Raw genomic sequence first — 25,600 nt, 5'->3', positions numbered from 1 at the left:
ATCTTAGGAAACGCTCCCGACGCGCAGTCGGTGCAGGTCCTCGGGCGCGTCGACGTTGGTGAGCCAGTTCTCATCGGTGACGCTCACGCGTCGGGTGTCGAGCGCCTCGACGGCCGCCGTCATACGGAGTTCGCCGCCATCGACCAACGCCTGGAGAGTCTCGGCGACCCGGGTCCGGTACACACCGGCCATCGGGTGGTCCCGCTGTGCGTCGCGCGCGATCACGGCGTCGGCCTGCTCGGTGAGTCCGGCGAGCAGTTCCTCGATCAGACCCGTCCCGATGAGGGGCATGTCGGTGGCGCACACGAACGCGACGTCGGCCCCGGCGGCACCTGCGGCCGCGAGCGCCGCGGCGAGTCCGCCGAGCGGACCGCTCCCCTGCTTCTCGTCGGTGACCCACCGCAGATCCGACTCCCGCGACAGCTCTCGGTACGCCTGAGAGGTCTCCGGCGCGGCGACGAGCACCGGCGCACACCGCTGCTCGACGACGCCCGCGACCCGCGTCAGCATCGTCACCCCCTCGAACTCGAGCCCTGCCTTGTCCTGCCCCATGCGGCGCGAACGCCCGCCCGCGAGAATGATTCCAGCGACTGTGTCGTAGCTCATAGAGACCACCGTAACCGCGCAAGGACGCCCGCGGCGTCGGTTCGCGCACCTTGTCCGACAGTGAGCGCGAAGCTACGCCTCTGGCGTGAACACTCATCGCAACGTGCCTGTGGATAACGGGAGAGACAAATCTGACGTTCCGGTGTTCACTGCTCGCATGTGGCCTGAAGGAAGACACGGCGTCATCCGCCGATCGGATCTGATCGACACGGGAATGTCGGACGCCGAGATCAAGCGCCGCCTGCGGGACTGCACCCTCGCACAGATTGAGGCCGGAGCATACGTACTGGGCGATCGGCTGCCGAAGTACGATGTCCAGGACGCGAAGTACCGACTCCGAGCCCTCGCCGCCGCCGACACGCAGAGTCTTCCACTCAGCTACGATTCGGCAGCGGCTGTCCACGGTCTCGAATTGCTGTTCCCCGATCATGCCGTCGTTCACGTCTCGAAGCCGACGAGCAGCGGCGGACGCACGATGGCGAGTCGGCACATCCACACCGGCCTCCCCGACGACAGTGTCGTTGAAGTCGACGGCGTGCTCGTATCCGACCTCGTCTGCACCGCGGTCGACGTCGCAGCGGGCAAACCGTTTCCGAAGGCTCTCGCCGCTCTCGACAGTGCACTGCGTCTGGGCGCGTCGCGAGAAGCTCTCCAAAACGAGATCGACAAGCGACGACGCGCAGGAGTCGCCGTCGTCCGCATCGCCCTGCGCCATGCCGATCCACTCTCGGCGAATCCGGGCGAATCGTGGAGTCGCGCTCAGATGATCGAGGCCAAGTTGCCGTCCCCTGTGCTCCAGCGCCGATTCGACTTCGTCGATGGAACCATCGCGTACACGGACTATTGCTGGGGCGATTCGCTCGCCGCCGAGTTCGACGGGTTACGAAAATATTGGCGCGATCTCAAACCAGGACAGAACGTCGAGGACGCCGTCGTCGCCGAGAAGATCCGTGAGGATCGCCTTCGCGATCACGTCGGCGACGTCGCCCGATGGATCTACGACGACCTCCGCAGCGGCGCGATGATCCCGATGCTCCGGCGACGGATGTGTCGCGCCGGTATCGAGACTTGAATACGCCGAAGGCGTCGGTTCCCGCTCTCTGTCTGAGATGGAGCGGGAACCGACGCCTCGGGCGTGAGCCGACTGACGAACTTTACGCGGACTTCTCCGCGGGACCGTCGTCGTCCTTGCGGGGCACGACGGTGGGCAGGACGTTGTCGCGGACGGTCTCGCCGGTGACGACCACCTTGGCGACGTCGTCGCGGCTGGGGATGTCGTACATCACCGGGAGCAGGACCTCTTCCATGATCGCGCGGAGGCCGCGAGCTCCGGTGCCGCGGTGGATGGCCTGATCGGCGATGGCCTCCAGCGCGTCCTGGGTGAAGTCGAGCTCGACGTCGTCCATCTCGAACAGCTTGGTGTACTGCTTCACCAGTGCGTTCTTCGGCTCGGAGAGGATCGAGACGAGCGCCTCCTTGTCGAGGTTGCGCACCGACGCCACCATCGGCAGACGGCCGATGAACTCGGGGATCAGACCGAACTTGATCAGATCCTCGGGCATCACCTCGGCGAAGTAGTCGCTCAGGTCCGCCTGGTTCTTGCTCGGCACGTCGTTGCCGAAACCGATGCCGCGCTTGCCGATCCGGTCGGCCACCACCTTGTCGAGGCCGGCGAACGCACCGGCGACGATGAACAGGACGTTGGTCGTGTCGAGCTGGATGAACTCCTGATGCGGGTGTTTGCGTCCACCCTGCGGCGGCACCGACGCCTGAGTGCCCTCCAGGATCTTCAACAGAGCCTGTTGGACGCCCTCGCCGGACACGTCGCGCGTGATCGACGGGTTCTCACTCTTGCGAGCGATCTTGTCGACCTCGTCGATGTAGATGATCCCGGTCTCGGCACGCTTGACGTCGTAGTCGGCGGCCTGGATCAGCTTCAACAGGATGTTCTCGACGTCCTCGCCGACGTATCCGGCCTCGGTGAGGGCGGTGGCATCGGCGATCGCGAACGGAACGTTCAGCATCTTCGCGAGAGTCTGCGCGAGGTAGGTCTTACCGCAGCCCGTCGGGCCGAGCATCAGGATGTTCGACTTCGCCAGCTCGACCGGTTCACCGGTCGTCCGCTTGTCGGTCTTGCGCTCGCCCGCCTGGATCCGCTTGTAATGGTTGTAGACCGCCACGGCGAGCGTCCGCTTGGCCGTGTCCTGTCCGACGACGTAGTTGTCGAGGAAGTCACGGATCTCGGCGGGCTTGGGGAGTTCGTCGAGCTTCACGTCGCCGCTCGACTCGGCGAGCTCCTCTTCGATGATCTCATTGCACAGGTCGATGCACTCGTCGCAGATGTACACGCCCGGACCGGCGATGAGCTTCTTGACCTGCTTCTGGCTCTTTCCACAGAACGAGCACTTCAGGAGGTCGCCACCGTCTCCCATTCGTGCCATGGGTCGCACCTGCTTTCTAGGGCTTCGTGGGGATGATGCGCGTCACCGGCAACGGTACTCGCGCACAGCGAGATCGACGGGTCGAACGCGCACTACTTGCGCGCCGACTTCTTCCGATAGTCGAACACCTCGTCGATGATCCCGTACTCCTTGGCCTGGTCGGCGGTGAGGATGTTGTCGCGATCGGTGTCCTTGCGGATCTTCTCGGGGTCCTGGCCGGTGTGCGAGGCGAGGATCTCGTCGAGGCGCTTGCGGATGCGCTCGATCTCGGCGGCCTGGATCTCCAGGTCGGACACCTGGCCCTGGTATGCGCCGCCGGTCCGCGGCTGGTGGATCAGGACGGTCGCGTTCGGCAGCGCCGCCCGCTTGCCCGGAGTGCCGCCCGCCAGCAGAATGGCCGCCGCCGACGCCGCCTCGCCGAGGCACACGGTGACGACGTCGCAGTGCACGTACTGCATGGTGTCGTAGATGGCGAGCATGTCCGGGACGCTGCCGCCCGGCGAGTTGATGTACATGGTGATGTCACGGTCGGGGTCCTGGCTCTCCAGAACCAGGAGCTGCGCCATGACGTCGTTGGCGACGGTCTGGTCGATCGGCGTGCCGACGAACACGATGCGCTCCTCGAAGAGCTTCGCGTACGGGTCGTACTGGCGCTGACCGTTCGGGGTGTTCTCGATGAACGACGGAAGGATGTAGCGGGCCTGCATGCTCTTCAGTGCCAGCGCCGAGTCCGGGATGCCGGCGCGCACGTCGGCGGGAAGGGAGGAGTAGTTCATGGTGTCTCCGTAACCGGTGAGAGAGGTGGTCGGTGGGCGATCAGGCGTTCGGACGCGCGACGTTGGCCACGACGTGGTCGACGAAGCCGTACTCCTTGGCTTCGGTCGCGGTGAACCAGTTGTCGCGGTCGGCGTCCGCCTCGATCGTCTCGAGCGGCTGACCGGTGAACTCGGCGTTGAGGCGGTTCATCTCGCGCTTGGTGGCGGCGAACTGCTCGGCCTGGATGGCGATGTCGGCCGCGGTGCCGCCGATGCCCGCCGACGGCTGGTGCATCATGATGCGGGCGTGCGGCAGAGCGTGACGCTTGCCCTTGGCGCCCGCGGCGAGCAGGAACTGGCCCATCGAGGCCGCCATGCCCATCGCGTAGGTCGCGACGTCGCAGGGCGCCAGCTGCATGGTGTCGAAGATCGCCATACCCGCGGTGACGCTGCCGCCCGGCGAGTTGATGTAGAGGTTGATGTCCTTCTCCGCGTCCTCCGCGGCCAGCAGCAGGATCTGCGCGCAGAGGCGGTTGGCGATGTCGTCGTCAACCTGGGTGCCGAGGAAGATGATGCGCTCGCGGAGCAGTCGCTCGAAGACCGAATCAGTCAGGTTCAGGCCGGCGACGCCCGAGCTCATGGAGGGCGTGTAGAGATTGCTCACTGGTTGTCCCTATCTGTCGAAATGGTGGCCGTGCTCACGCGGGAGGTCGCGGCGTTGTCATCGAGATTAATCAATTCCGGGCCTCGGATTGTTCCGCCGACACCCCTAATTCGCTTACAGCGGAACCCCTTCGCCCGAAGCGAAACCGGTCCCGGAGAACACGACAGCCGGGACGTACTCGCCGTCCCGGCTGTCGAAAGGCCCGTGCGGGCGAGGAGATCACGCGTCGGCGTCGTCGCCTTCGGTCTCGTCCTCGTCGTCGCCGCCGAAGAACGCCTCGGTGTCGATGACCTCACCGTTGGTGTCGGTGACCGACACCTGACCGATGATGTCGGCGAGCGACTTGTTGCGGCGGACGTCCGCGTACAGGGCGCCGATCTGGTTGGCGCTCTGCAGCTGCTGGATGAACTCCTGCGGAGCGACGCCGTAGCGCTGGCTCTGCATGATGATCTGCTGGGTCAACTCGTTCTGGTCGACCTCGGTGCCGGCCTCGTCGGCGATGGCGTCGAGCAGCAGCTGCGTGCGGACCGACTTCTCGGCCTCCTCGCGGCTCTCGGCGTTCCACTCGTCGCGAGTCTTGCCCTGCGCCTCGAGGAACTTGTCGACCTGAGCGTCGTCGTGGCCCAGGGCATGGACCAGCTGGTGCTGGACGCCCTCGACCTCGGCGTCGACGACGGCCTCGGGAAGCGGAAACTCGACGGTGTCGAGCAGCTGAGCGAGGACCGCGTCGCGGATCGCGCCGGCCTGCTCGTACTTCTTGCCCTCGGCGACCCGGTCGCTCAGGCTCGCGCGCAACTCGTCCGCGGTGTCGAACTCGCTGGCGAGCTGGGCGAAGTCGTCGTCCACGGCGGGCAGCTCGCGCTCCTTGACCGACTGGACGGTGACGGTGACCTCGGCATCGGCGCCCGCGTGATCACCGGCGACGAGCTTGGTGGTGAAGGTGCTCTTCTCACCGTCGGACAGTCCCTGCAGCGCCTCGTCGAGTCCCTCGATGAGATTGCCGCTGCCGACCTCGTGGGAGAGACCCTCGGTGGTGGCGTCATCGACGACCTCGCCGTCGACCGAGGCCTCCAGGTCGATGGAGACGAAGTCGCCGTCCTGGGCGCCGCGCTCGACGCCGACCAGGGTGCCGAAGCGGGCACGCAGGTTCTCGAGCTCTTCTTCGACGTCGGCGTCGGAGATCTCGATCGGATCGACCTCGACCGACAGGGTCGCGAAATCGGGGAGCTCGATCTCCGGACGGATGTCGACCTCGGCGGTGAACTTGACGGGCTCGCCGTAGACGAGCTCGGCGACGTCGATCTCCGGCTGGCTGATGGCCTTGACGTCGGCCTCGGCGACGGCCTGAGAGTACTTGTTCGGGAGGGCGTCGTTGACGACCTGCTCGAGAATCGACTGCCGACCGACGCGCGCCTCGATCAGCTTCGCGGGGGCCTTGCCCGGACGGAAGCCGGGGATGCGGATCTGCTGAGCGAGAGCCTTGTAGGCCTGGTCGAAGTCGCCGGAGAGTTCCTCGAACGGGACCTCGACATTCAGCTTGACTCGGGTCGGGCTCAGCTGCTCGACGATGCTCTTCACGGCGTAGATGCTCCTTAGGTCTTACGGACGACTCGTGATCGTCGGGATGACAGGATTCGAACCTGCGACCCTCCGCTCCCAAAGCGGATGCGCTACCAAGCTGCGCCACATCCCGTGGTCGGATCCGAAGGTCGGACACGGCCAAACGCACATAGTACGGGCCGACGGCCGTACGACACGAACCCGGCACCGATTTTGAACTTCCCGACGCGTCTGCTGTAGTGTTCTGCAAGCGCACAGCAGTGCGACGCGGGCGTAGCTCAATGGTAGAGCCCTAGTCTTCCAAACTAGCTACGCGGGTTCGATTCCCGTCGCCCGCTCATTCGAATCAGGGCCCGGTCTCCAGTGTGGAGACCGGGCCCTGATCGCTCTCGCGCCTACGCGCTCATGACCTCACTTGCAGGTGACGACGATCTCGAAGTCCTTCTCGAGCATGCCCGCGGTCGGATTCGCCATATCGGCTCCCGCGGCGGTTCCGGTGATGGTGTACTCGTCGCCGTCCACCTTCACCTCGGCCGACCCCACACCGGGGGCCACGGCCAGCGCGGAGCCGTCGTAGACGATGCCGAATGTGTCGACCTTCGGCGGGTTGCCGTCGCTCATGACCACACCGAGCGCTTCCTTCCCGTCCGCGGTCGCGGTGCTGCCGATGGTGATCTTGCCTGCCCGCTTCATGCAGCTCACCGAGTCGAGGTCGAGTCCGTCGAGGTCGGATCCGTCGACCTTCACCACAGTGCCGCCGCCCGAGGACGTGTCGGTCGTCGTCGAGGCCGACGAGGAGTCGGACGACGTGTTGTCCTTCGAGTCGTCGTCGCTGCTGCAGCCGACGAGCAACGCGCCCGCCGCGAGCACGGTCGCGGCCAGGCCGATTGTTCTTCTCATGAGCGTCCCCTTCACGGATTTGTCCCCCTTGTGAGGGACATGCGCAAAGAGCATCCCATCCCGATCACGACGCATGCGGGTTAACCGCCGGATCCACCCGGACCGCGTGGTAGAACACAGCGATGGTCACATCGATCGTCCGAACACATGACACGAGGAGCGCCGAGCCGTGGGCCTGATGCTGTGGTGGCGGACCAAGCGGATGAAAGACCCGGTCCTAGGCAAGTTCACGGTGGACGTGTGCCCCACTCCCGCGAGCGGCGGCGGCGACATTCCGTCGATCTCCTATTCGGCGCTTATTCTCGGAGTCGTGTCGGCGCCGGACGTTCCGCCGAAGAAGGTCAGACACCACTGCTCGGTTCCGGTGAAGAAGTATCCGAAAAGCGGTCAGAACCTCCCGGTGATCGTCGACCGCGCCGACCCGACCCGCCTCGCGATCAGGTGGGACGAGGTCTCGAAGCGACCGAAGCCGTTCGCCGACTACGCCTGAGCGCGCACCCGCCCGACGCCGAGCGTCCACATCACCACACCGACGACGAGCGCCCAGAACGCCGAACCGATGCCGACGACGGACACGCCCGACGCGGCCACGACGAAGGTCGCCGCCGCGGGGATGCGCCCGTCGGCATCACCCATGGCGCCCGCACAGGCGCCCGCGAACGCGCCGACCAGCGCGACCCCGGCGACGGCCTGCACGACCCCGTCCGGCGCGGCGACGATCACCGCGACCAGTCCCGCCGACCCCAGACCGAGCACCAGGTACGTCACACCCGCCGTGAATCCGGCGACCCAGCGTCGCCGATGGTCGGGGTCGGCCTCCGGTGCGGCGGCCAAGGCCGCACTGATCGCGGCGAGGTTGATCGCGTGCCCGCCGAACACCGCCGCGACGATCGAGCCGACGCCCGTCACCGTCAGGGCCGGCCGCCACGGCACCCGGTAGTCGTAGCCGGCCATCACCGCCACCCCCGGAATGTTCTGGGCCGCCATGGTCACCAGATAGAGGGGAATCGCGACACCGGTCAGCGCACTCACCGTGAGCGACGGCGCGGTGAAGGTCAACGTCGGCACCAGATCGCCGAGCGCCGGACCCGAACCGTCGCGCACGATCGCCACCACGATCACCACGAGCGCCGCCGCGAACGCCGCGGGTACCGCCCAGCGCGGCCGGACCTTCAACAGGACCAGCCAGACCACCAGGACCGGCGCCACGGCCACGGGATCGGCGACGAGTCCGCGCAGCGGCTCCACGCACAGCGGCAGCAGGACGCCCGCGAGCATCGCCTGCGCGACGGGCGTCGGAATACGCGCCACCAGGGCCGCCAGACTCGGCCACAGTCCGGTGACGACGAGGAGCACACCGCAACACACGAAGGCGCCGACCGCGGCGGCCCAGCCTCCGCCGACCGCACCGGTGGTCACCAGAAGAGCCGCACCGGGCGTCGACCACGCCGACGTGATCGGCATCCGGAACCGCCACGACAGGAGAACGGTCGCCGCCCCCATGGCCACGCTCACCGCCAGCAGTCCCGACGCGGCCTGACCGGCGTCGGCGCCCGCCGCGCGCAGCCCGGCCAGCACGACGGCGAACGACGACGTGAATCCCACCAGCGCACACACGATCCCGGCACCGATCGGCACGCCGATCGACACCCCCTGCCCTGTCGTCCCGTCAGCCATGCTGCGATCGTTCCATAAACAGAACGTTCTGTAAACGGAACGTTATGACGGATAGGATCATCGAGGTGAACGACAACGGCCCGGGCGATCGCCTGCGGGAACTGCGCGCCGCGCGCGCGCTCAGCCTGTCCGAACTCGCCCGGCGCGCCGGCGTCGGCAAGGCGACGCTGTCGGAGATCGAGAGCGGGCGCCGGAATCCGACGGTGGAGACCCTGTACGCCCTGTGTGCGCCGCTGGACGTGCCACTGACCGCCCTCCTCGGCGAGTCCCCCGGCGCACACGGCACCGCGGCGGGCGGAATGGTGACCGTCCTTCTCTCCACACGCCGACTCGAGCCGTCGACCGATCATCCGACCGGAGCGACCGTCGAGGTGTTCCGCCTCGAGTTCCCGCGCGGCGCCCACCACGTCTCCCCCGCGCACGGCAGCGACGTCCGCGAGCAGCTCGCGGTCGTCACCGGCATCGTGCGGGCCGGCCACGTGGGCGCCACGACGACGCTGCGTTCCGGTGACGTCCACACCTGGCGCAGCGACCGTCCGCACGAGTTCACCGCCGTCGACGGCGCCGCCGAGGCCGTCGTGGTCATCACCAGCCCACTTCCCCTCTGACCACACGAGCATCACATCGGACACTCCTGTGACCGGATTCACGGGCAAATGTCTCGTTAATCGGACGGCGGAAGCCGATCCCGCGGCGATTTCGGTTGGCGGAGAGACAACGGTTGTGTAACGATGATCAGCGAGCGTCCACGGGGGTGGCGTGTCGTTACGACGAAACGAAGGTAGAAACGACGTGTTCAAGAAGAAGAGTGCGAGCCGTGCGGCTCGCCTGACCGCTATCGCAGTGAGCGTGGCGGCCCTCGGCGCCGGCGTCCCCGCCGTCGCCTCTGCGACGCCTGTCACGGTCATCCCGGGCCTTCCGCCGGTCGAGGTCCCCGATCTCCCGACGCCTCCGAAGCTGCCCACCCCGACGACTCCGAAGTCGAAGGAGACGCCGAAGCCCAAGCCGAAGTCGACCACTCCGGCCAAGCCCGCGATCCCGGCGATGCCGAAGGTCCAGACCGAGACCGGCTACGTCGCCCTGGCCGATGACGCCACCCACCAGATCTACTGGTGGAAGGACGGCGAGTTCGTCAAGCAGATGCCGATCTCGATGGGCACCAACCAGCACCCGACGCCGAACGGCGTGTACCACACCATGGAGAAGTACCGCGACATGTACATGGACTCGTCCACGTACGGTGTGCCGGTCGACTCCCCGGAGGGTTACCGCACCTACGTCGAGTACGCGACCCGCATGTCGTGGGACGGCATCTTCATCCACGCCGCTCCCTGGTCGGTCGCCCAGCAGGGCGTCTCGAACGCCAGCCACGGCTGCATCAACGTGAGCACCGAGAACGGCAAGTGGGTGTTCGACAACGTCGGACGCGGCACCGCCATCGTGGTGCGCAACACCGTCGGCGGACAGTACGTCCCCGGCAGCTAGACTCCCGCGTCGCATCCACGCGACGTACGACCGGGCCCCTTCCGACGATCAGTCGGTAGGGGCCCGGTCTCGTCGGCGGGTCTGAGGGTTACGCCGCGAGTGCCAGTCGCGCGTGCTGCATCGTCGCCTCGACCTGCATCCACTGCGCCAGCATCTGGCAGCCGGTGATGTCCGGGTCGGTCAACGGCGCGTGGAGGTACGGCTCAGCGTCGTAGGAGACGTGGCGTCCGCCGATCGGATTCGGAAGCGTCCGGCCGCCGACGGCGATACGCGCGGGCAGGTATCCGCGGACCTCGCGGCAGGCGGCGCGCACTCGGTGGGCGTCACGCCTCCACTGCCGCGGCGTCACGGACGTCCGTTCGGCGTTCTGCATCCGCCTGCCGAGCACGGCGGCGCCCATGTCGGTGATCCACCGACGGAGGTGAAGGATCGACAGCGAGTCGGTCAGATCCGCGATGTCACGGACGAGCGAGTCGTCGGAGGCGTTGCAGATCACGTCGGCGGACGTGCCGACCCAGCACGCCGGGACGTCGCCGGGAACCGGCGCCCCCGGACCCGCGACGCCCCATCCGGTGCAGCCGTCGACGGCCCCCGGAGGCTGATGGGGATCGGCGACGAAGCCCACGGCCATCACCCGCGCCAGCAGATCCGTGGTCGCCGGATGGGCGAGGAACGTGCGGACGACGGCGGCCCCCTGCGAGTAGCCGATCATCATGATCGGACCGTCGACGGCGCGCACCGCCCGCGCGAGGGCGGCCACGCCGCAGGCGACGCTGTCGACGTAGGCCATGCCGTGTCGCCCCGCGGTGGGTCCGTAGCTCGCCGGGTACCCCACCCAGCGACTGCGGAAACGGTCGTCGAGGACGTCTGTGACGGCGGCGAGCATCCCGGTCACCTCGAGTCGGTGGTCCCCGGGACGCGATTCGCCCGTGCCGCCCACGGCCAGGACGGTGATCGGTGCGGTGGAATCGCTCATGGACTCCACTGTGCCCGCCGACTCTGACAGGACTCTCCTCGACTTGCTGAGGAGCCGCTGTGGATCGCCTACGACTGACAGCCGGGGCACCAGAACAGGTTTCGCCCCTCCATCTCACGCCACACGATCGTGGTGCCGCAGAGTCGGCACGGCTCCCCCGCCCGCCGATACACGTACGTGCGCGGACGGTCGACGGCGTAGGCGGGCGCACCGTGATCGTCCTCGGGACGGACCACGTGAATCAGTCCGCGCCGCATGCCGATCGGCATGAGATGCAACAGATCCGCCCAGATCGCGTCGAACTCGTCACGGGAGATCCGCGTTCCCGGACGGTACGGGTCGACGCCGACGCGGAACAGCACCTCGGCGCGGTAGATGTTGCCGATGCCGGCGATGACCTTCTGATCCATCAGCAGGGAGCCGATGGCGCGGCGGGAACGGGAGATCGCCCGCCAGGCCCTGTCCGGGTCGGCGTCGTCGCGCAGCGGGTCCGGTCCGAGCCGCCCGATGAGGGCGTCGAGATCGGCGGGCGAATACAGCTCGCACGCCGCCGGACCGCGTAGGTCGCTGCCGGTCTCGTCTCCCTCGATCCGCATCCGGACCTCGCCGGTCGGCGCGCCCATCGGCGTCGGCTCCTCGCTGAACGCGCCGTAGATGCCGAGGTGCACGTGCACCATCGGGCCGGCGTCGACCGGTCCGACGTTCTGCTCGGTATAGCGGTGGATCAGGTGCTTGCCCCACGCCTCGGCACGACGGAACACCAACCCGTCGAGGTCGGCCGCCTCGCGGGCGAACCTTCCCTGCGGGCTGGTGACGCGGACTCGCTGTCCACCGAAGAATCGTTGCTGTCGCCGCGCGAGACGGTGCAGCGCATGGCCTTCCGGCACCGCCTACCCGATCGGAATCAGCGCGGCGGCTCAGGCAGCTCCGGCGCGACACCGGTGGTCTCGTACTCGGCGAGGATGTCGATGCGACGCTGATGACGCGCCTCATCGGACCATTCGGCTCCGATGAACGCGTCGACGATGGCCAACGCCTCCTCGGTGGAGTGCATGCGTCCCCCGATGCCGATCAGCTGGGCGTTGTTGTGCTGGCGGGCGAGCTGCGCGGTCTCGACGCTCCACGCGAGGGCGCAGCGGGCACCCGTGACCTTGTTCGCCGCGATCTGCTCACCGTTGCCGCTGCCACCGAGGACGAAGCCGAGGCTGCCCGGATCGGCGACGACGCGTTCGGCGGCCGCGATGCAGAACGCCGGGTAGTCATCGACGGCGTCGTACTCGTGTGCGCCGCAGTCGACCACCTCGTGGCCCGCGGACGTCAGATGATCGGCGATCTGGTTCTTCAGTTCGAATCCAGCGTGGTCGGCCCCGAGGTAAATGCGCATGGGGTCACTATAGTTTCAAGGCGTGGACCCCGCTGAATCGATACCCCACCATCGCCTTCCCGGCGCGCCGATCCCGTCGGTGCCCGGTGTCGACGACTCGGTCCTGCCCGTCGAGCCCCGGCCGATCGGGGCGACGTCAGTCTGGCAGCCGCCCGCCGCGTACGCCGGTCGCCCGCGACGACATCCGTGGGAGATCCCGGTCCTGGTGATCGCGGTTCTCGCCGCACTCGGCGCGTACGCCGCGGTGATCACGTTCGTCGCCCTCGGCGCCATCAGCGAGTTCCTGCTGATCCCGCTGGCTCTGCCGATCCTGGTGTTCCTCGGGCGCGGCGTCGGCTACGCGAGCATCCGGGCCAACGCGGTCCAGATCACGCCGACACAGTTCCCCGACGCGTTCCGCATCGTCGTCGAGGCGTCGGCGCGCTACGGCATGGAGTTCGTGCCGGACGCCTACGTGATGAACGGGAACGGGCAGCTCAACGCGTTCGCGTCGGGCCACGGATTCCGCCGGTACGTGGTGGTCTACTCGGACCTGTTCGAGGTCGGCGGCGCCGCGCGCAGCCCGGAGGCGTTGGAGTTCGTGATCGGCCACGAGATCGGGCATATCGCGGCCGGACACACCTCGTACTGGCGCCAACTGCTGAGCAGTCTGATCATGAGCCTGCCGATCTTCGGTTCGCTGCTCTCACGCGCCCAGGAGTACACGGCCGACAACTACGGCTACTACTCGCGGCCGGACGGCGCCGCACCGATGATCGGCGCGCTCTCCTCGGGCAAGTACCTGCTGAGCGCCGTCGACTTCGACCAGTTCGCCGACCGCGCCGTCCACGAACGCGGATTCTTCATCTGGGTCGTGAACCTGCTCGCATCGCACCCGATCCTGACCTGGCGGGCCGCCGCCCTCCGCGACCGCACGCGCAGCGGCGCGATCCTGTTCCGGCCCCGATGGTTCGTCCGGGGCACCGGCAGCGGCAACGTCGCCGCCGTGCCCGCACCGCATCCACCGGCCTCGGTGGCCGCCGGATCACTCCCCAACGGGCTGTCGGAGACGGGCACCTACTGAGACCGGCCCGGGCGCGGGACCCGGACCGGTCGTGCGGGAGTGCTCAGTCGAAGACCGGGTCCTCGTCGCGGGTGCGCTTGAGCTCGAAGAAGTGCGGGTAGGACGCCAGGGCGACGACGCCGTCCCACACCTTGCCCGCGTCCTCACCGCGCGGGATCCGCGAGAGCACCGGGCCGAAGAACGCGACGCCGTTGACGTGAATGGTCGGCGTCCCGACGTCGTCGCCGACCTTGTCCATGCCCTCGTGGTGGCTGGTGCGGATCGTGGCGTCGAACTCGTCGGACTCGGCGGCCTTCGCCAGGTCGGCCTCCAGGCCGGCCGCGGCCAGCGAGTTGACGACGACCGACGGGACGTCCTTGTTGCCGTTGTCGTGGAGCTCGGTGCCCATGGCGGTGTACAGCGGGGCGAGGATCTCGTCGCCGTGGCGGGCCTGAGCGGCGGCGAGGACGCGGACCGGACCCCACACGTTCTTGAGCATCTCGCGGTACGAGTCGGGAATGTCCTTGCCCTCGTTGAGAACCGCCAGGCTCATGATGTGGAAGTGGACGTCCAGGGTGCGCACCTGGGCCGCCTCGAGGATCCACCGCGATGTGATCCAGCACCACGGGCAGAAGGGGTCGAACCAGAAGTCAACGCGATCGTTTTCAGCCATGTGCCGATTCAACCACCGTTCGCCGCGCCGCATTCCCCGCCGTCAGTACGATGGGCCGCGTGAGCGCACCGAATCTGACACGTGACCAGGCGCAGCAGCGCGCAGCACTTCTCGAGGTCGACGCGTACGTCGTCGACCTCGATCTGACCGACGGTGCGGGTGCACCGGGCGAGGAACGGTTCGCCTCGACGACGACCGTCACCTTCTCCGCGACGGCGGGCGCGTCGACCTTCATCGATCTGATCGCCCCGCGCATCGTCTCGGCGACGCTCAACGGCGCCCCGCTCGACGTGACCGGGTACGACGAGTCGGTGGGACTGCCCCTGCCCGATCTCGCGGCGCAGAACACGCTGACCGTCGTCGCCGAGTGCGCGTACTCGAACACCGGCGAGGGTCTCCACCGTTTCGTCGACCCGGCCGACGGCGCCGTCTACCTGTACTCGCAGTTCGAGACCGCGGACGCCAAGCGCATGTTCGCCTGCTTCGACCAGCCCGACCTCAAGGCGACGTTCACGACGACGGTGACCGCGCCGGCCGACTGGCGGGTCATCACGAACGGAGCCCCGGTCGGCGAGCCGGAGTCGATCGACTCTGGTGCCGTGGTGCACCGGTACGCGACCACCGAACTGATGAGCACCTACCTCGTCGCCCTGATCGCCGGACCGTATGCGACGTGGACCGACGAGTACACCGACGAGCACGGCACGATCCCGCTCGGCCTGTACTGCCGCGCGTCGCTGGCCGAGTTCATGGACGCCGAGCGCCTGTTCACCGAGACCAAGCAGGGTTTCGGCTTCTACCACCGCGTGTTCGGCGTCCCGTACGCGTTCGGCAAGTACGACCAGCTGTTCGTCCCGGAGTTCAACGCGGGCGCCATGGAGAACGCGGGCGCGGTCACGTTCTTGGAGGACTACGTCTTCCGGTCACGGGTCACGCGCTATCTGTACGAGCGTCGCGCCGAGACCATCCTGCACGAGATGGCGCATATGTGGTTCGGCGATCTGGTGACCATGACCTGGTGGGACGACCTGTGGCTCAACGAGTCGTTCGCGACCTTCGCCTCGGTCCTCTCACAGGTGGAGGCCACCGAGTACACCAACGCCTGGACGACCTTCGCCAATGTCGAGAAGTCGTGGGCCTACCGCCAGGACCAGCTGCCCTCCACCCACCCGATCGCCGCCGACATCCCCGATCTGGCCGCGGTGGAGGTCAACTTCGACGGCATCACGTACGCCAAGGGCGCATCGGTCCTCAAACAGCTCGTCGCCTACGTCGGTCTCGAGCCCTTCCTGGCCGGGCTGCGGGACTACTTCGCCGCGCACCGCTTCGGCAACGCCACATTCGACGATCTGCTCGGCGCACTGGAGCGCTCCTCGGGTCGCGATCTGTCGGACTGGGGCGCCCAGTGGCTCAAGACCACGGGCATCAACGTGCTGCGGCCCGAGTTCAGCACCGACGACTCCGGTGTCATCACCTCGTTCGCCGTCGTCCAGGAGGGCGCCGCGCCCGGGGCGGGCGAGACCCGCGTGCACCGGATGAAGATCGGCGTCTACGCCGACTCCCCCACCGGCCGACTCGCCCGCGCCGAATCCGTCGAGCTCGACGTCGACGGCCCGCGCACCGAGGTGCCCGAGCTCATCGGGAAGCACCGGGGCGAGCTGATCCTGCTCAACGACGACGACCTCACCTACGCCTCGATCCGCCTCGACCCCGCGTCACTCGCGACGGCGACCGCGCGGATCGGCGACATCGAGGACTCGATGCCCCGCACTCTGGTGTGGTCGGCCGCCTGGGAGATGACCCGCCAGGCGGAGATGACCGCGCGCGACTTCGTCGAGCTGGTCTCTCGCGGTATCGCCGCCGAGACCGAGGTCGGCGTGGTTCAGCGCGTCCTGATGCAGGCCACCACCGCGCTGGAGTCGTACGCCGAACCGACGTGGGCCGCCGCGACCGGGTGGCCTCGGTTCGCCGACCGGCTTCTGGAACTGGCCCGCGAGGCCGAGGCAGGATCAGACCACCAGCTCGCGTTCGTCAACACGCTGCTGGCCGGTGTCACCACCGATGCACAGCAGTCGGTGCTGCGGAGTCTGCTCGACGGCGACGCGCCCGAGTCGCACGGGCTGACCGGTCTGGTGGTCGACGACGAGCTCCGCTGGCGTCTGGTGAAGGCGTTGGCCACGCACGGCAGCATCGACGACGCGGTGATCGTCGCGGAGTCCGCGCGCGACAACACCGCGGCAGGCGTCCGTCACGCGGCCGCCGCCCGCGCAGCGTTCCCCACCGCCGAGGCGAAGGAGACGTCGTGGACGGCCGCGTTCGACGACGACGCGATCGCGAACGTGACGGTCCGCGCCATCGTCGAGGGGCTGACCCGACCCGGTCAGGGCGCGATCCTGCGGCCCTACACCGGTCGCTACTTCGACTCCGTCGTCGACCTCTGGGCGCGGCGGACCAGCGAAGTGGCGCAGACCGTCGTGATCGGCCTCTACCCCGCGTGGGATCTGTCCGATGAGGCGATCGCCGCGGCGGACTCGCTCCTGGCGACCGACGTCCCGGCCGCGCTGCGTCGCCTGATCCTCGAGGGTCGCGACTCCGCACAGCGTGCGATGCGGGCGCGGGCGTTCGACGCGGCGTCGAGCTGATCTGACGAAGCGGTCGTTCGGGACCTCGAGGCTCCGATGACGCAGAACAGCCCCCGACCATTCGGCCGGGGGCTGTTCTGCTGAACGAGAGGACCTTACGGGCGCGAGACCGCGGTCGCCATCACCCGCAACGCGGAGACGAGACCGTCGACGAGCCTGCCCTGCTTGAACGCCGACAGTGCGGCGGACACGCCCAGCTCGGCGACCCGGTCGTTGAGGCGACCGGCGACGTCCTTGCCGGACACGACGACGACGTCGCGCGTGTTCGGCGAGACGGCGAGCACGGCGCCGTTGTACGGCTCCGGGGCCTGCTCGAGAGCGGCGCGGGCGCCGGCGACGGCATCGGAGCCGAGGTCGCCGATGAAGACCGAGAAGCGGATCTCGGCGACGTCGCTGGTCTCCTTCAGCGTGTCGTCGAGGAGGATCAGCTCGTCACGAGCGAACGGCGGTGTACCGAAACCGGTGCCCGGCCACAGAGCGGACGACACGCGACCGCTCGGAGTGACGGCGGAACCCATCGGCAGCGACGCCGGATCGACATGGGCGATGTCACCACTTGCCACTTGCGGACGCTCCTTCGGTGTCGCCCGGCTCGGTGTGACGAGCGAGGGTCATCGGCTGAATGTCGGTCGCCGTGAACAGGGCGGGGCCGCGGTCCCACCGCTGGTCGAGCGTGTATTCCTTGGGCTGAGGGCGCTTGACGCCCCATGAGAACGCCATCGAGACGACGCACAGCAGCACTGCGATTCCGCACAGTACGACAACTGTCATTCCGACGGGGACAAGAAGACTGTCCACACCCCATCCTTTCGACTAGTGCCTGGAGGTCAGCGCACACGACCTGCCGTGTGCAGATCACTGTCGACCAATTTATCGCACCGGGACGGCGGTGTCCCCATAGGCCCTACACAGCGTCGTAGATCGACCCGCTCCGCCCGCGGCGGGCGGCCGCCGTCGTGGACAATGGTGTGCGTGAGCACTTTCTACGACGAAGTCGGCGGACACGACACCTTCACCAAGATCACCGCGCGGTTCTACGAGGAGGTCGCGGACGACGAGATCCTGCGCCCCTTGTACCCCGAGGAGGACCTCGGCCCGGCCGAGCGTCGTATGCGGATGTTCCTCGAACAGTACTGGGGCGGCCCGCACACCTATTCGGACGAGCGCGGGCACCCTCGTCTCCGCATGCGTCACATGCCGTATCGCATCGGTCTCCTCGAGCGCGACGCGTGGTTGCGATGCATGCGGATCGCGATCGGTTCGATCGGCGACGATGTGCTCGACGCCGATCATCGTCGAAAGCTTCTGGAGTACATGGAGATGGCCGCGGACTCGATGATCAACAGTCCGGGCTGACAAATATGGAAGAATCGCGACCGTGAGCGAACAGTACGTGACCGATGCCGCAGACAACGATGACGCATGGTGGCGCGACGCCGTCGTCTACCAGGTGTATCCGCGGTCGTTCTCGGACTGCACCGGCGACGGTGTCGGCGACCTCGCCGGCGTGATCGACAAGCTCGGCTACCTGGAACTCCTCGGAGTCGACGCGATCTGGCTGTCGCCGATCATGCGCTCGCCCATGGCCGATCACGGATACGACGTCTCCGATCCGCGCGATGTGGACCCGGTGTTCGGCGACCTCGCCGATTTCGACCGACTCGTCGCGGAGGCTCACGACCGCGACATCAAGGTCACGATGGACCTGGTCCCCAATCACACGAGCGATCAGCATCCGTGGTTCGCGCAGGCGCTGGTCGCCGCCCCGGGCAGCCCCGAACGCGCCCGCTACTACTTCCGCGACGGTCGCGGCGACGACGGCTCACTGCCGCCGAACAACTGGACCAGTGTGTTCGGCGGACCCGCGTGGAGTCGCGTCGTCGACGCCGACGGCACCCCCGAGCAGTGGTATCTGCATCTGTTCGCACCGGAACAGCCCGATCTGAACTTCGACAACCCCGAGGTCCTCGACGATCTGCGCACCACCATGCGCTTCTGGCTCGATCGCGGTATCGACGGGTTCCGCATCGACGTCTCCCACGGCATGGCCAAACCCGCGGGCCTGCCCGACATGGATCGTCCCGGAGAGGTCCTCAGGCACACCGATGACGATCCCCGGTTCAACGACGACGGCGTGCACGAGATCCATCGCGCGATCCGCGCCGTGATGGACGAGTACCCGGGCACGGCCAATGTCGGCGAGGTATGGGTGTCCTCGAACGAGCAGTTCGCCCGCTACGTGCGACCGGACGAACTGCACCTGGGTTTCAACTTCCGGTTGGCCACCGCCGATTTCGACGCCGCCGACGTCCGGGCCGCGATCACCGAGTCGCTGGCCGCGACGTCGTCGGTCGGCGCGGTCCCCACGTGGACCCTGTCGAACCACGACGTGCCGCGCGAAGTGACCCGGTACGCACCCGACGCCGCCTCGCTCGCCGTCGGCGCGATGCGCGCCCGGGCGATGGCGCTGGTCGAACTCGCCCTGCCCGGCACCGTCTTCGTCTACAACGGCGCCGAGCTCGGACTCCCCGACGGAGACGTGCCCGACGAGGCCCGCGTCGATCCGGTGTGGGAGTACTCCGGCCACACCGATCGTGGACGCGACGACTGCCGGGTGCCGATCCCGTGGGAGGGCACCGAACCGCCGTTCGGGTTCAGCACCAACCCGAACACGTGGCTGCCGATCCCGGCGAGCTGGGCGGGACTGACCGTCGAAGCGCAGTTGGAGGACATCTTCTCCACCTTGTCGCTGTACCGGCAGGCACTGGAGCTGCGCTATGCGCGCCCGGAGTTCTCCGGCGACACCGTCGACTGGTACGGCGCCCCCGACGGCTGCCTGGCGTTCCGTCGCCCCGGCGGCCTGATCTGTGCCCTCAACGCCTCGCCCGCGCCGATCCCGCTGCCGCCCGGCCAGGTGCTTCTGGTCAGCACCCCGCTCGAAGAGGGTCTGCTGCCTCCGAACACCGCGGCCTGGCTGGTGCCCGTTCCGGGCGCGTAGGCCGCGGACACGCCCGTCCCGGCGGCGTACACCGGTCGGGCCGAGTCGAGACCGGCACAACCGACCGACCGGGCTAGGTCAGCACGTTCAGGACGCTTCGTCGCTGGTAGACCGAGCCGAAGCGCGCGTCCAGGCGCAGCCAGGCGGCGGACGCTCGGATGCGGACGGGCTCATCGGGACTGATGTTCTCCAGCGGGGAGTCGACCGTGACCTCACGGCCGTTCGCATCGCGGACGAAGCCCATCGACGTCAACGCGAACACGGCGCGCATGGTGACGTCGACGTCGTCACCGCCGCCCGCGACCGACAGCACCTTCTGATCCAGCAACGACGACGCCATGCCGAGCGCACCCGACTCGTCGCGGGCCACGTCCGCCCCACGGCGCGCCAGGCCGACCACTTCGCGGGCCGGGACATCGTCGACGTGCACGAATCCCTTGTTTCCCGGCAGCGCACCGTGCCAGGCGACCGTCGGCATCGTGCCGATCTCGATCAGGTCGTCGCCCGCCTGAACCGAGGCGGCCATGACGGCGGCGTCGGCGACGACGTCGTTCGGGGTGACCGATCCGAACACCGACCGGGTGGCCAGCACGTCGAATCCGGTGCGGACCCACAGTCCGACGCGAGCGTCGTCGCGTTCGTGCAGTCGGAGCACGCCGGCCTCGTCGGCGCGGCGGGCTCGGACCAGGAAGGCGGCGATGTCGGCACGGTCGGAGTCGCGGTACGGTCGCACTCCGCGCGCGTCGTCGCTCACGAGCGGACGAATCCGGTCAGGTACGCCTTCTCCTCCGGAGTCATCCGGCGGGGCCGCTGCGTGTCGATGTCGAAGGACACGAGTTGGGTGCTTGCGACCACGGCCGGTTTGGATCCGGGTTCGGCGCCGTGCGGACGCACCTCGTAGCCCACGGTGAAGTCGACGGCTCGCAGCTTCTGCACCCACATGGTCACTTCGATCGGCGACTCGTCGTGCTTGATCTGTCCCTGATACTTCACGTGCAGGTCGGCCACGAGGCAGCCCTGGCGCATCGCGACCGTCGGCTTGTCGTCGTAGAACAGCCACGGTATCCGCGCCTCTTCGAGCAGAGTCACCATTCGCGCATGGTTGATGTGCTGGAAGACGTCCATATCCGACCAGCGGACCGGTACCGACACGACGTAGCCGTCGTCGGTGCGGTGACCGCCGTCGTCGAACAACCGTCGCTCCCCCGATGCCGGGTGATCCTGATCCGTCACGCGCGCAGCTCCTTTCGCCTACCCGATCACACTACGCAACGAGCGCACCGCCACCGACAGGGTGGCGATGTCCCAGCGACCGAGTGCGGTCAGCTCGTCGATGCTCGCACCGGACCGCTGGAGGAGGGCGCTGCGTCCGGCCGACCAGTCGGCGATCTTCTCCCGCGGCGTCTCCTCCGGTTCGCTCATCGCCAGGATGGAGCCGGTCAGTCCGCGGAGCACGGCCAGGAGGTCGTCGTGGAGCGCGACACGGGCCAGGAGGTTCCACCGGTCGCCGTGCGGCAGCTCGTCGACGGCGGCGATCAGCCGGTCGATGCCGAAGTGGTCGAGCACCGCGAACAGCAGTTCGCCGACCTCGTCGGGTTCGCGGTCGGCGATGTCGGCGAGGTCGTGAACGTCGAGCAGGTGCACGCGCCGAGTGATCTGCGCGACGGTGCGCGCGAGATCGCCGTCGCACCCGGCGTCGACGTACGCCGCGTGCTCGGCCTCGATCGCATCGGCCCCGCTCGGTCGCAACCACGGGGCGAGATCGGGTGCGAACCGGGTGATGTCGGCGTAGCGGGTGGTCTCGGCCGCGATCGCCAGCGGCTGGGGGCGGTGAGCGAGGAGCCACCGGGACGCGGTGGCCAACAGTCCGCGGACGCGGCGGGTCATGTGGTCGCCGACCGCCGCGGGGATCGGTTGCGCGCGGATCGCGTCGACGAGGGCGGTGAGGCCGAACACGCCGTCGGCGACGACGAATGCGCGCGCGGCCGCCTCGGTGTCGGCGCCGGTCGTCTCCCGAGTCGAGAGCAGTCCGGTGATGCCGCCGTCGTCGACGATCTGATTCACCAGGCACGTGGTGACGATCTCCCGGTGCAGGCGGTGGGCCGCGATGCCGTCGGCGAATCTGTCGCGCACCGCGGCCGGGAAGTACTCGGTGGCGAGCGGGGCGAGCAGCGGACTGTCGGGCAGGGTCGTCGCGAGCAGCCGACCCTTGGTCTGCAGTTTCACATGCGCCATCACCGTCGCCAGTTCCGGGCTGGTCAGGCCGCGGGCCGATTCGCTCGCACGCCGGGCGAGCAGTCGGCTCGGGCTCGGCAGCGCTTCGAGGGCCAGGTCGACACCGTCGAGGGCCAGATCGGCGAGCAGTCGCGCATGGAGTTCGGCGTCGTCGTCGGCGGTGGCCCGAGCGAGCCCGAGTTCGGCGTTCTGCGCGACGTTGTCGGCCAGCACGAGGTCTGCGACGTCGTCGGTCATCGATTCGAGCAGAGTCACCCGGTCGTCGGCGGCCAGCGTGCCCGCGGCGATCTGCGCGTCGAGCAGCACCTTGATGTTGACCTCGTGGTCGGAGCAGTCGACACCCGCGGAGTTGTCCATGGCGTCGCTGTTGATCCGAACACCGGCCAGGTCGGCCTCGATGCGTCCGTGCTCGGTGACGCCCAGGTTGCCGCCCTCCCCGACCACCTTGACGCGCAGCTGAGCCCCGGTGACCCGGATCGGGTCGTTGGCCTTGTCGCCGACGTCGCTGTCGGTTTCGTCGGAGGCCTTCACATAGGTGCCGATCCCGCCGTTGAACAGCAGATCGACGGGAGCGAGCAGCACTGCTCGCAGCAGTTCGGGCGGTGCCAGTTCGACCACATCGTCGTCGAGGCCCAGGGCGCGCCGCATCTGCGGGCTGATCGGAATCGCCTTGACCTCCCGCGACCACACGCCCCCGCCGGCCGAGACGAGTGTCGGGTCGTAGTCCGCCCAGGAGGACCGCGGAAGTCCGAACAGGCGCTCGCGTTCGGCGTACGACGCCGCCGGATCCGGGTCGGGGTCGACGAATACGTGCCGGTGGTCGAAGGCGGCGATCAGTCGGGTGTGTCGGGAGGCGAGCATGCCGTTGCCGAAGACGTCGCCGCTCATGTCGCCGACGCCGACCGCGGTGAAGTCCTGGGTCTGCACGTCCACACCCATCTCGCGGAAGTGACGCTTCACCGACTCCCAGGCGCCGCGCGCGGTGATTCCCATGGCCTTGTGGTCGTAGCCGACCGATCCGCCGGAGGCGAAGGCGTCGCCGAGCCAGAATCCGCGGCGCGCGGACACCTCGTTGGCGATGTCGGAGAACGACGCGGTGCCCTTGTCCGCGGCCACCACCAGGTACGGGTCGTCGCCGTCGCGTCGTACGACGCGCGCGGGCGCGATCACCTCACCGGTCACCGGGTCGAGATCGTCGGTAAGCCCCAGGAGCGAGGCGATGAACGCTCGATAGCATTCGATCGCCTCGTCGCGGGTCGCGGGACCGCGACGCACGACGAACCCGCCCTTGGCTCCGACCGGCACGATCACCGCGTTCTTCACCGCCTGGGCCTTCACCAGCCCGAGGATCTCGGTGCGGAAGTCCTCACGGCGGTCGGACCAGCGCAGACCGCCGCGCGCGACGTCGCCGAACCGCAGGTGCACGCCCTCCACCAGCGGCGAGTGCACGAAGATCTCGTACGCCGGGCGCGGCTGCGGGGCCTGCGGGATCCGCTCGGTCGCGAGCTTCACCGCGATCGTGGGCCGGGTCCAGGTGTCGGCCTCGGCGTAGAAACTGGTGCGCAGCGTCGCCCGGACCAGGGCCGCGAACGCCGAGAACACCCGGTCGGCGTCCAGGCTGAGGATGGCGGCGATCTGCTCGTCGAGATGCGCCGCCGCGACGGACCGACGGTCGGCGTCGGCGAACTCGGGATGCAGACTCGCCTCGAACTCGGCGACGACGGCCGCGGTGGCCTCCCGGTGATCGCCGAGGACGCCCGCGATGTGCGCGAGGCTGTACCCGAACCCGCATTGCGCGAGGTAGCGCGCGTACGTGCGCAGCATCGCGACCCAGCGGGCGGAGAGTCCCGCGCGCAGTACGAGCTCGCCGAGTCCGTCGACGTCGGCCTCGCCGCGCCACATCTGCTCGAAGGCGTCCGCGACGCGCGCGGGCAGATCCGGGGAGTCGTCGACGACGAGTCCCGGCCGCGGCGCCACGGTGAACTCGTAGACGCCCACTTCGAGGCCGTCGGGGCGGTCGACGGTGAACGGATGCTCGTCGACCACCGTCAGGCCGAGGCTCTGCAGCATGGGCAGGACGTCGGTGAGGGCGGCACGGCGATCGCACAGGTACAGCGTGAACGTCCACTCCGCATCCGAGCGAGCGTCGACGCGCACGTGCATCCCGTCCGCGGGCAGGGTCGCGGCGATCGGCAGATCCACCGCGGCGTCGGCCGGCTCGCGGCCGTCGCGGTACCGCTCGGATACGGCGCCGAGCAGCCGCAGCGAGGGTGCGTCGACGGCGAGTCGTTCGCGGACCCGATCGTCCCAGGTCCGGACGGCGTCGGCGAGCCGCGCCACGCACGAGCGGCCCTCGGCGTCGTCGAGGACCACCGGATGCGGCACGTGCATCAGCAACTGCAGTTGGGCGAGCGGCGACTGCGACAAGCGCGTCATGAACTCGCTCTCGTGACCGCCGTGAGAGGTCCTGATGATCTCGCTGACCTTGATGCGCACGGCCGTCGAGTACGCCTCGCGCGGCATGAAGACCAGTGCGGAGACGGTGTGCCCGTCCACTCCCGGGCGGACATGGAAGCGCGGGGTGCGGGCCGCCTGCGCGCCGAGCAGGTCGCGGATCAGCGCGACGAGTTCGTCGGCAGGCACCGCGAACAGTTCGATCAGCGGGAACGACTGCAGCAGTTCGACCGTGGCCATGCCGCCGTAGGAGTCGGCGACGTAGCCGAGTTCGTCGAGCACATACTGCGCCTTACCCCGTACGACGGGGATCTCGTGCACCGACTGGTGCAGTCCCGCCGAGGTGATGATGCCGAGGAACTGGTGCTCGACGCCGTCGTGGGTGGTGCGGACCAGAATCGGGAACTGGCGACGGAGCAGCCCGGTCGGCAGCCAGACACGGTCGATCGCGACACCGGTGTCGGCGGTCACCGGTCTCGGCCGGTGAGTGGTGCGGTCCCGCCAGACGCCGAGCGTCGCACCGGATTCCGGATCGGCGGTGGCCGCGCGGTAGCCGACTCCGACGAAGTTGGTCCGCTCCGCGAGCCACTCCAGCAGTCGAACGTTTTCGAGGTCGGCGTCGGTGTCGGCGAGCGCGAGGACGACCTCGGCGAGGCGTTCGCGCATGGCCGGGGTGTCGTCGCGGACCGTCGTCGCGCGGTTCGCGGCGACGGTCACCGCGTCGGCGAGTGCGTCGAGGTCGGCGTCCGGGTCGGGAGCGATCACCAGGGTGATCCACGACTCCGCGACGGCGTCGCCCGCCGCCGGATCGTCGACGCGGCGACCGTCGCCGTCGCGTACGACGGTCAGCTGCGGATGATCGGTCCGGATCACGGTATAGCCCGCGGCGTCGACCACCGTGAGAATCGACTCCACCAGCAGCGGCACGTCCTCGAGCACCGCTTGCACCTCGATCGCGCCGTCGTCGAGGCGAGTCGCCGCCAGACGAGTCCGGCCCGGCGTCCGGACGGCACCCACCGCCAGATGCCGGGCCAGTTGCTGTTGTCGTCGTTCGTCCGGTTGTTCTCCGATGCCCGCCAGATACTGTGCCGTGAGTTCGGATCCCATC

24 protein-coding genes and 2 tRNA genes are annotated in these 25,600 nt (G+C 68.4%); 9 read left to right on the top strand and 17 right to left on the bottom strand.

The features are described from left to right. Positions 1-3 precede the first annotated feature (3 nt). Positions 4-606 carry a molybdenum cofactor guanylyltransferase gene (mobA, locus tag BKA16_RS12650; protein ID WP_183370979.1) on the bottom strand — a complete coding sequence of 201 codons (603 nt, stop codon included), beginning with the start codon at positions 604-606 and terminating at the stop codon, positions 4-6. Positions 607-763: 157 nt separating this feature from the next. Between mobA and BKA16_RS12645 the strand changes: the two genes are divergently transcribed. Beyond that, positions 764-1,678 carry a hypothetical protein gene (locus BKA16_RS12645; protein ID WP_183370978.1) on the top strand — a complete coding sequence of 305 codons (915 nt, stop codon included), beginning with the start codon at positions 764-766 and terminating at the stop codon, positions 1,676-1,678. An 82-nt stretch (positions 1,679-1,760) separates the two neighbouring features. On the opposite strand, the gene clpX is transcribed toward BKA16_RS12645, so the two are convergent. From clpX to BKA16_RS12620, 5 genes are all read right to left on the bottom strand, one after another. Next, the gene (gene clpX, locus BKA16_RS12640) at positions 1,761-3,047 is read right to left on the bottom strand and encodes an ATP-dependent Clp protease ATP-binding subunit ClpX (protein WP_183370977.1); all 1,287 of its coding nucleotides are present in this window, start codon (positions 3,045-3,047) and stop codon (positions 1,761-1,763) included. A 92-nt stretch (positions 3,048-3,139) separates the two neighbouring features. Then, positions 3,140-3,823: an ATP-dependent Clp protease proteolytic subunit gene (locus BKA16_RS12635; RefSeq protein ID WP_281378409.1), complete on the bottom strand. Its 684-nt coding sequence runs from the start codon at positions 3,821-3,823 to the stop codon at positions 3,140-3,142. A 40-nt stretch (positions 3,824-3,863) separates the two neighbouring features. Then, complete coding sequence (locus BKA16_RS12630) at positions 3,864-4,442, bottom strand: ATP-dependent Clp protease proteolytic subunit (protein ID WP_183373048.1); 579 nt, start codon at positions 4,440-4,442, stop codon at positions 3,864-3,866. 243 nt (positions 4,443-4,685) lie between these two features. Then, on the bottom strand, positions 4,686-6,044 hold the full coding sequence (gene tig, locus BKA16_RS12625) for a trigger factor (RefSeq protein ID WP_183370976.1): 1,359 nt from the start codon (positions 6,042-6,044) through the stop codon (positions 4,686-4,688). Positions 6,045-6,085: 41 nt separating this feature from the next. Continuing rightward, positions 6,086-6,159, bottom strand: a tRNA-Pro gene (locus BKA16_RS12620). 134 nt (positions 6,160-6,293) lie between these two features. Here BKA16_RS12620 and BKA16_RS12615 point away from each other — a divergent pair. Then, positions 6,294-6,364, top strand: a tRNA-Gly gene (locus BKA16_RS12615). Between the two features lie 73 nt (positions 6,365-6,437). On the opposite strand, the gene BKA16_RS12610 is transcribed toward BKA16_RS12615, so the two are convergent. After that, positions 6,438-6,926: a lipoprotein LpqH gene (locus tag BKA16_RS12610; RefSeq protein ID WP_183370975.1), complete on the bottom strand. Its 489-nt coding sequence runs from the start codon at positions 6,924-6,926 to the stop codon at positions 6,438-6,440. A 169-nt stretch (positions 6,927-7,095) separates the two neighbouring features. On the opposite strand from BKA16_RS12610, the gene BKA16_RS12605 reads away from it, so the two are divergent. Then, positions 7,096-7,416 (top strand): hypothetical protein, encoded by a 321-nt coding sequence (locus BKA16_RS12605; protein WP_183370974.1) that lies wholly within the window; start codon positions 7,096-7,098, stop codon positions 7,414-7,416. Here the strand turns inward: BKA16_RS12605 and BKA16_RS12600 are convergent. Further along, positions 7,407-8,603 (bottom strand): benzoate/H(+) symporter BenE family transporter, encoded by a 1,197-nt coding sequence (locus BKA16_RS12600; protein ID WP_183370973.1) that lies wholly within the window; start codon positions 8,601-8,603, stop codon positions 7,407-7,409. The two genes, BKA16_RS12605 and BKA16_RS12600, sit on opposite strands and share 10 nt — an antisense overlap. A gap of 44 nt (positions 8,604-8,647) precedes the next feature. On the opposite strand from BKA16_RS12600, the gene BKA16_RS12595 reads away from it, so the two are divergent. Both BKA16_RS12595 and BKA16_RS12590 read left to right on the top strand, forming a co-directional pair. Then, positions 8,648-9,211 carry a helix-turn-helix domain-containing protein gene (locus tag BKA16_RS12595; RefSeq protein WP_183370972.1) on the top strand — a complete coding sequence of 188 codons (564 nt, stop codon included), beginning with the start codon at positions 8,648-8,650 and terminating at the stop codon, positions 9,209-9,211. Between the two features lie 184 nt (positions 9,212-9,395). Beyond that, entirely contained in the window at positions 9,396-10,088 is a 693-nt protein-coding gene (locus BKA16_RS12590; protein WP_183370971.1) for a L,D-transpeptidase family protein, read from the top strand. An 88-nt stretch (positions 10,089-10,176) separates the two neighbouring features. Here BKA16_RS12590 and BKA16_RS12585 read toward each other — a convergent pair whose 3' ends face one another. From BKA16_RS12585 to BKA16_RS12575, 3 genes are all read right to left on the bottom strand, one after another. Beyond that, entirely contained in the window at positions 10,177-11,064 is an 888-nt protein-coding gene (locus BKA16_RS12585; RefSeq protein ID WP_183370970.1) for a PE-PPE domain-containing protein, read from the bottom strand. A 68-nt stretch (positions 11,065-11,132) separates the two neighbouring features. Continuing rightward, on the bottom strand, positions 11,133-11,951 hold the full coding sequence (locus BKA16_RS12580) for an Fpg/Nei family DNA glycosylase (RefSeq protein ID WP_183370969.1): 819 nt from the start codon (positions 11,949-11,951) through the stop codon (positions 11,133-11,135). Between the two features lie 17 nt (positions 11,952-11,968). Then, positions 11,969-12,448: a ribose-5-phosphate isomerase gene (locus tag BKA16_RS12575; protein ID WP_183370968.1), complete on the bottom strand. Its 480-nt coding sequence runs from the start codon at positions 12,446-12,448 to the stop codon at positions 11,969-11,971. A 22-nt stretch (positions 12,449-12,470) separates the two neighbouring features. On the opposite strand from BKA16_RS12575, the gene BKA16_RS12570 reads away from it, so the two are divergent. Continuing rightward, positions 12,471-13,511, top strand: coding sequence for a M48 family metallopeptidase (locus BKA16_RS12570; RefSeq protein WP_343067408.1), 1,041 nt, complete (start codon positions 12,471-12,473; stop codon positions 13,509-13,511). A 43-nt stretch (positions 13,512-13,554) separates the two neighbouring features. Here BKA16_RS12570 and BKA16_RS12565 read toward each other — a convergent pair whose 3' ends face one another. Continuing rightward, complete coding sequence (locus tag BKA16_RS12565; protein ID WP_183370967.1) at positions 13,555-14,163, bottom strand: DsbA family protein; 609 nt, start codon at positions 14,161-14,163, stop codon at positions 13,555-13,557. Between the two features lie 59 nt (positions 14,164-14,222). Between BKA16_RS12565 and pepN the strand changes: the two genes are divergently transcribed. Then, a complete protein-coding gene (pepN, locus tag BKA16_RS12560; RefSeq protein WP_183370966.1) occupies positions 14,223-16,805 on the top strand; it encodes an aminopeptidase N in 2,583 nt (860 codons plus the stop codon). Positions 16,806-16,900: 95 nt separating this feature from the next. On the opposite strand, the gene BKA16_RS12555 is transcribed toward pepN, so the two are convergent. Together BKA16_RS12555 and ctaJ are read right to left on the bottom strand one after the other, a co-directional pair. Beyond that, the gene (locus tag BKA16_RS12555; protein ID WP_382427278.1) at positions 16,901-17,368 is read right to left on the bottom strand and encodes a DUF5130 family protein; all 468 of its coding nucleotides are present in this window, start codon (positions 17,366-17,368) and stop codon (positions 16,901-16,903) included. Beyond that, positions 17,355-17,603, bottom strand: a complete 249-nt coding sequence (ctaJ, locus tag BKA16_RS12550; RefSeq protein WP_183370965.1) for an aa3-type cytochrome oxidase subunit CtaJ — start codon at positions 17,601-17,603, stop codon at positions 17,355-17,357. Before ctaJ ends, BKA16_RS12555 begins: the two co-directional genes overlap by 14 nt. Before the next feature lie 165 nt (positions 17,604-17,768). On the opposite strand from ctaJ, the gene BKA16_RS12545 reads away from it, so the two are divergent. Both BKA16_RS12545 and BKA16_RS12540 read left to right on the top strand, forming a co-directional pair. Continuing rightward, positions 17,769-18,161, top strand: coding sequence for a globin (locus BKA16_RS12545; protein WP_183370964.1), 393 nt, complete (start codon positions 17,769-17,771; stop codon positions 18,159-18,161). Positions 18,162-18,183: 22 nt separating this feature from the next. After that, complete coding sequence (locus BKA16_RS12540) at positions 18,184-19,803, top strand: alpha-amylase family glycosyl hydrolase (protein ID WP_183370963.1); 1,620 nt, start codon at positions 18,184-18,186, stop codon at positions 19,801-19,803. 73 nt (positions 19,804-19,876) lie between these two features. Here BKA16_RS12540 and BKA16_RS12535 read toward each other — a convergent pair whose 3' ends face one another. Genes BKA16_RS12535 through BKA16_RS12525 form a run of 3 tightly spaced genes read right to left on the bottom strand, consistent with a single transcriptional unit; the run spans position 19,877 to position 25,599 of the window. Then, entirely contained in the window at positions 19,877-20,557 is a 681-nt protein-coding gene (locus BKA16_RS12535; protein WP_183370962.1) for a DUF8185 domain-containing protein, read from the bottom strand. Beyond that, the gene (locus tag BKA16_RS12530) at positions 20,554-21,036 is read right to left on the bottom strand and encodes a thioesterase family protein (RefSeq protein WP_183370961.1); all 483 of its coding nucleotides are present in this window, start codon (positions 21,034-21,036) and stop codon (positions 20,554-20,556) included. The genes BKA16_RS12535 and BKA16_RS12530 overlap by 4 nt, the downstream gene beginning before the upstream one ends. Before the next feature lie 18 nt (positions 21,037-21,054). Continuing rightward, the gene (locus tag BKA16_RS12525) at positions 21,055-25,599 is read right to left on the bottom strand and encodes an NAD-glutamate dehydrogenase (RefSeq protein ID WP_183370960.1); all 4,545 of its coding nucleotides are present in this window, start codon (positions 25,597-25,599) and stop codon (positions 21,055-21,057) included. Position 25,600: the final 1 nt, after the last annotated feature.

Origin of the sequence: Gordonia humi (assembly GCF_014197435.1) — a bacterium.
Lineage (GTDB): Bacteria > Actinomycetota > Actinomycetes > Mycobacteriales > Mycobacteriaceae > Gordonia > Gordonia humi.
This window is presented reverse-complemented; position numbering and strand designations above follow the sequence as displayed.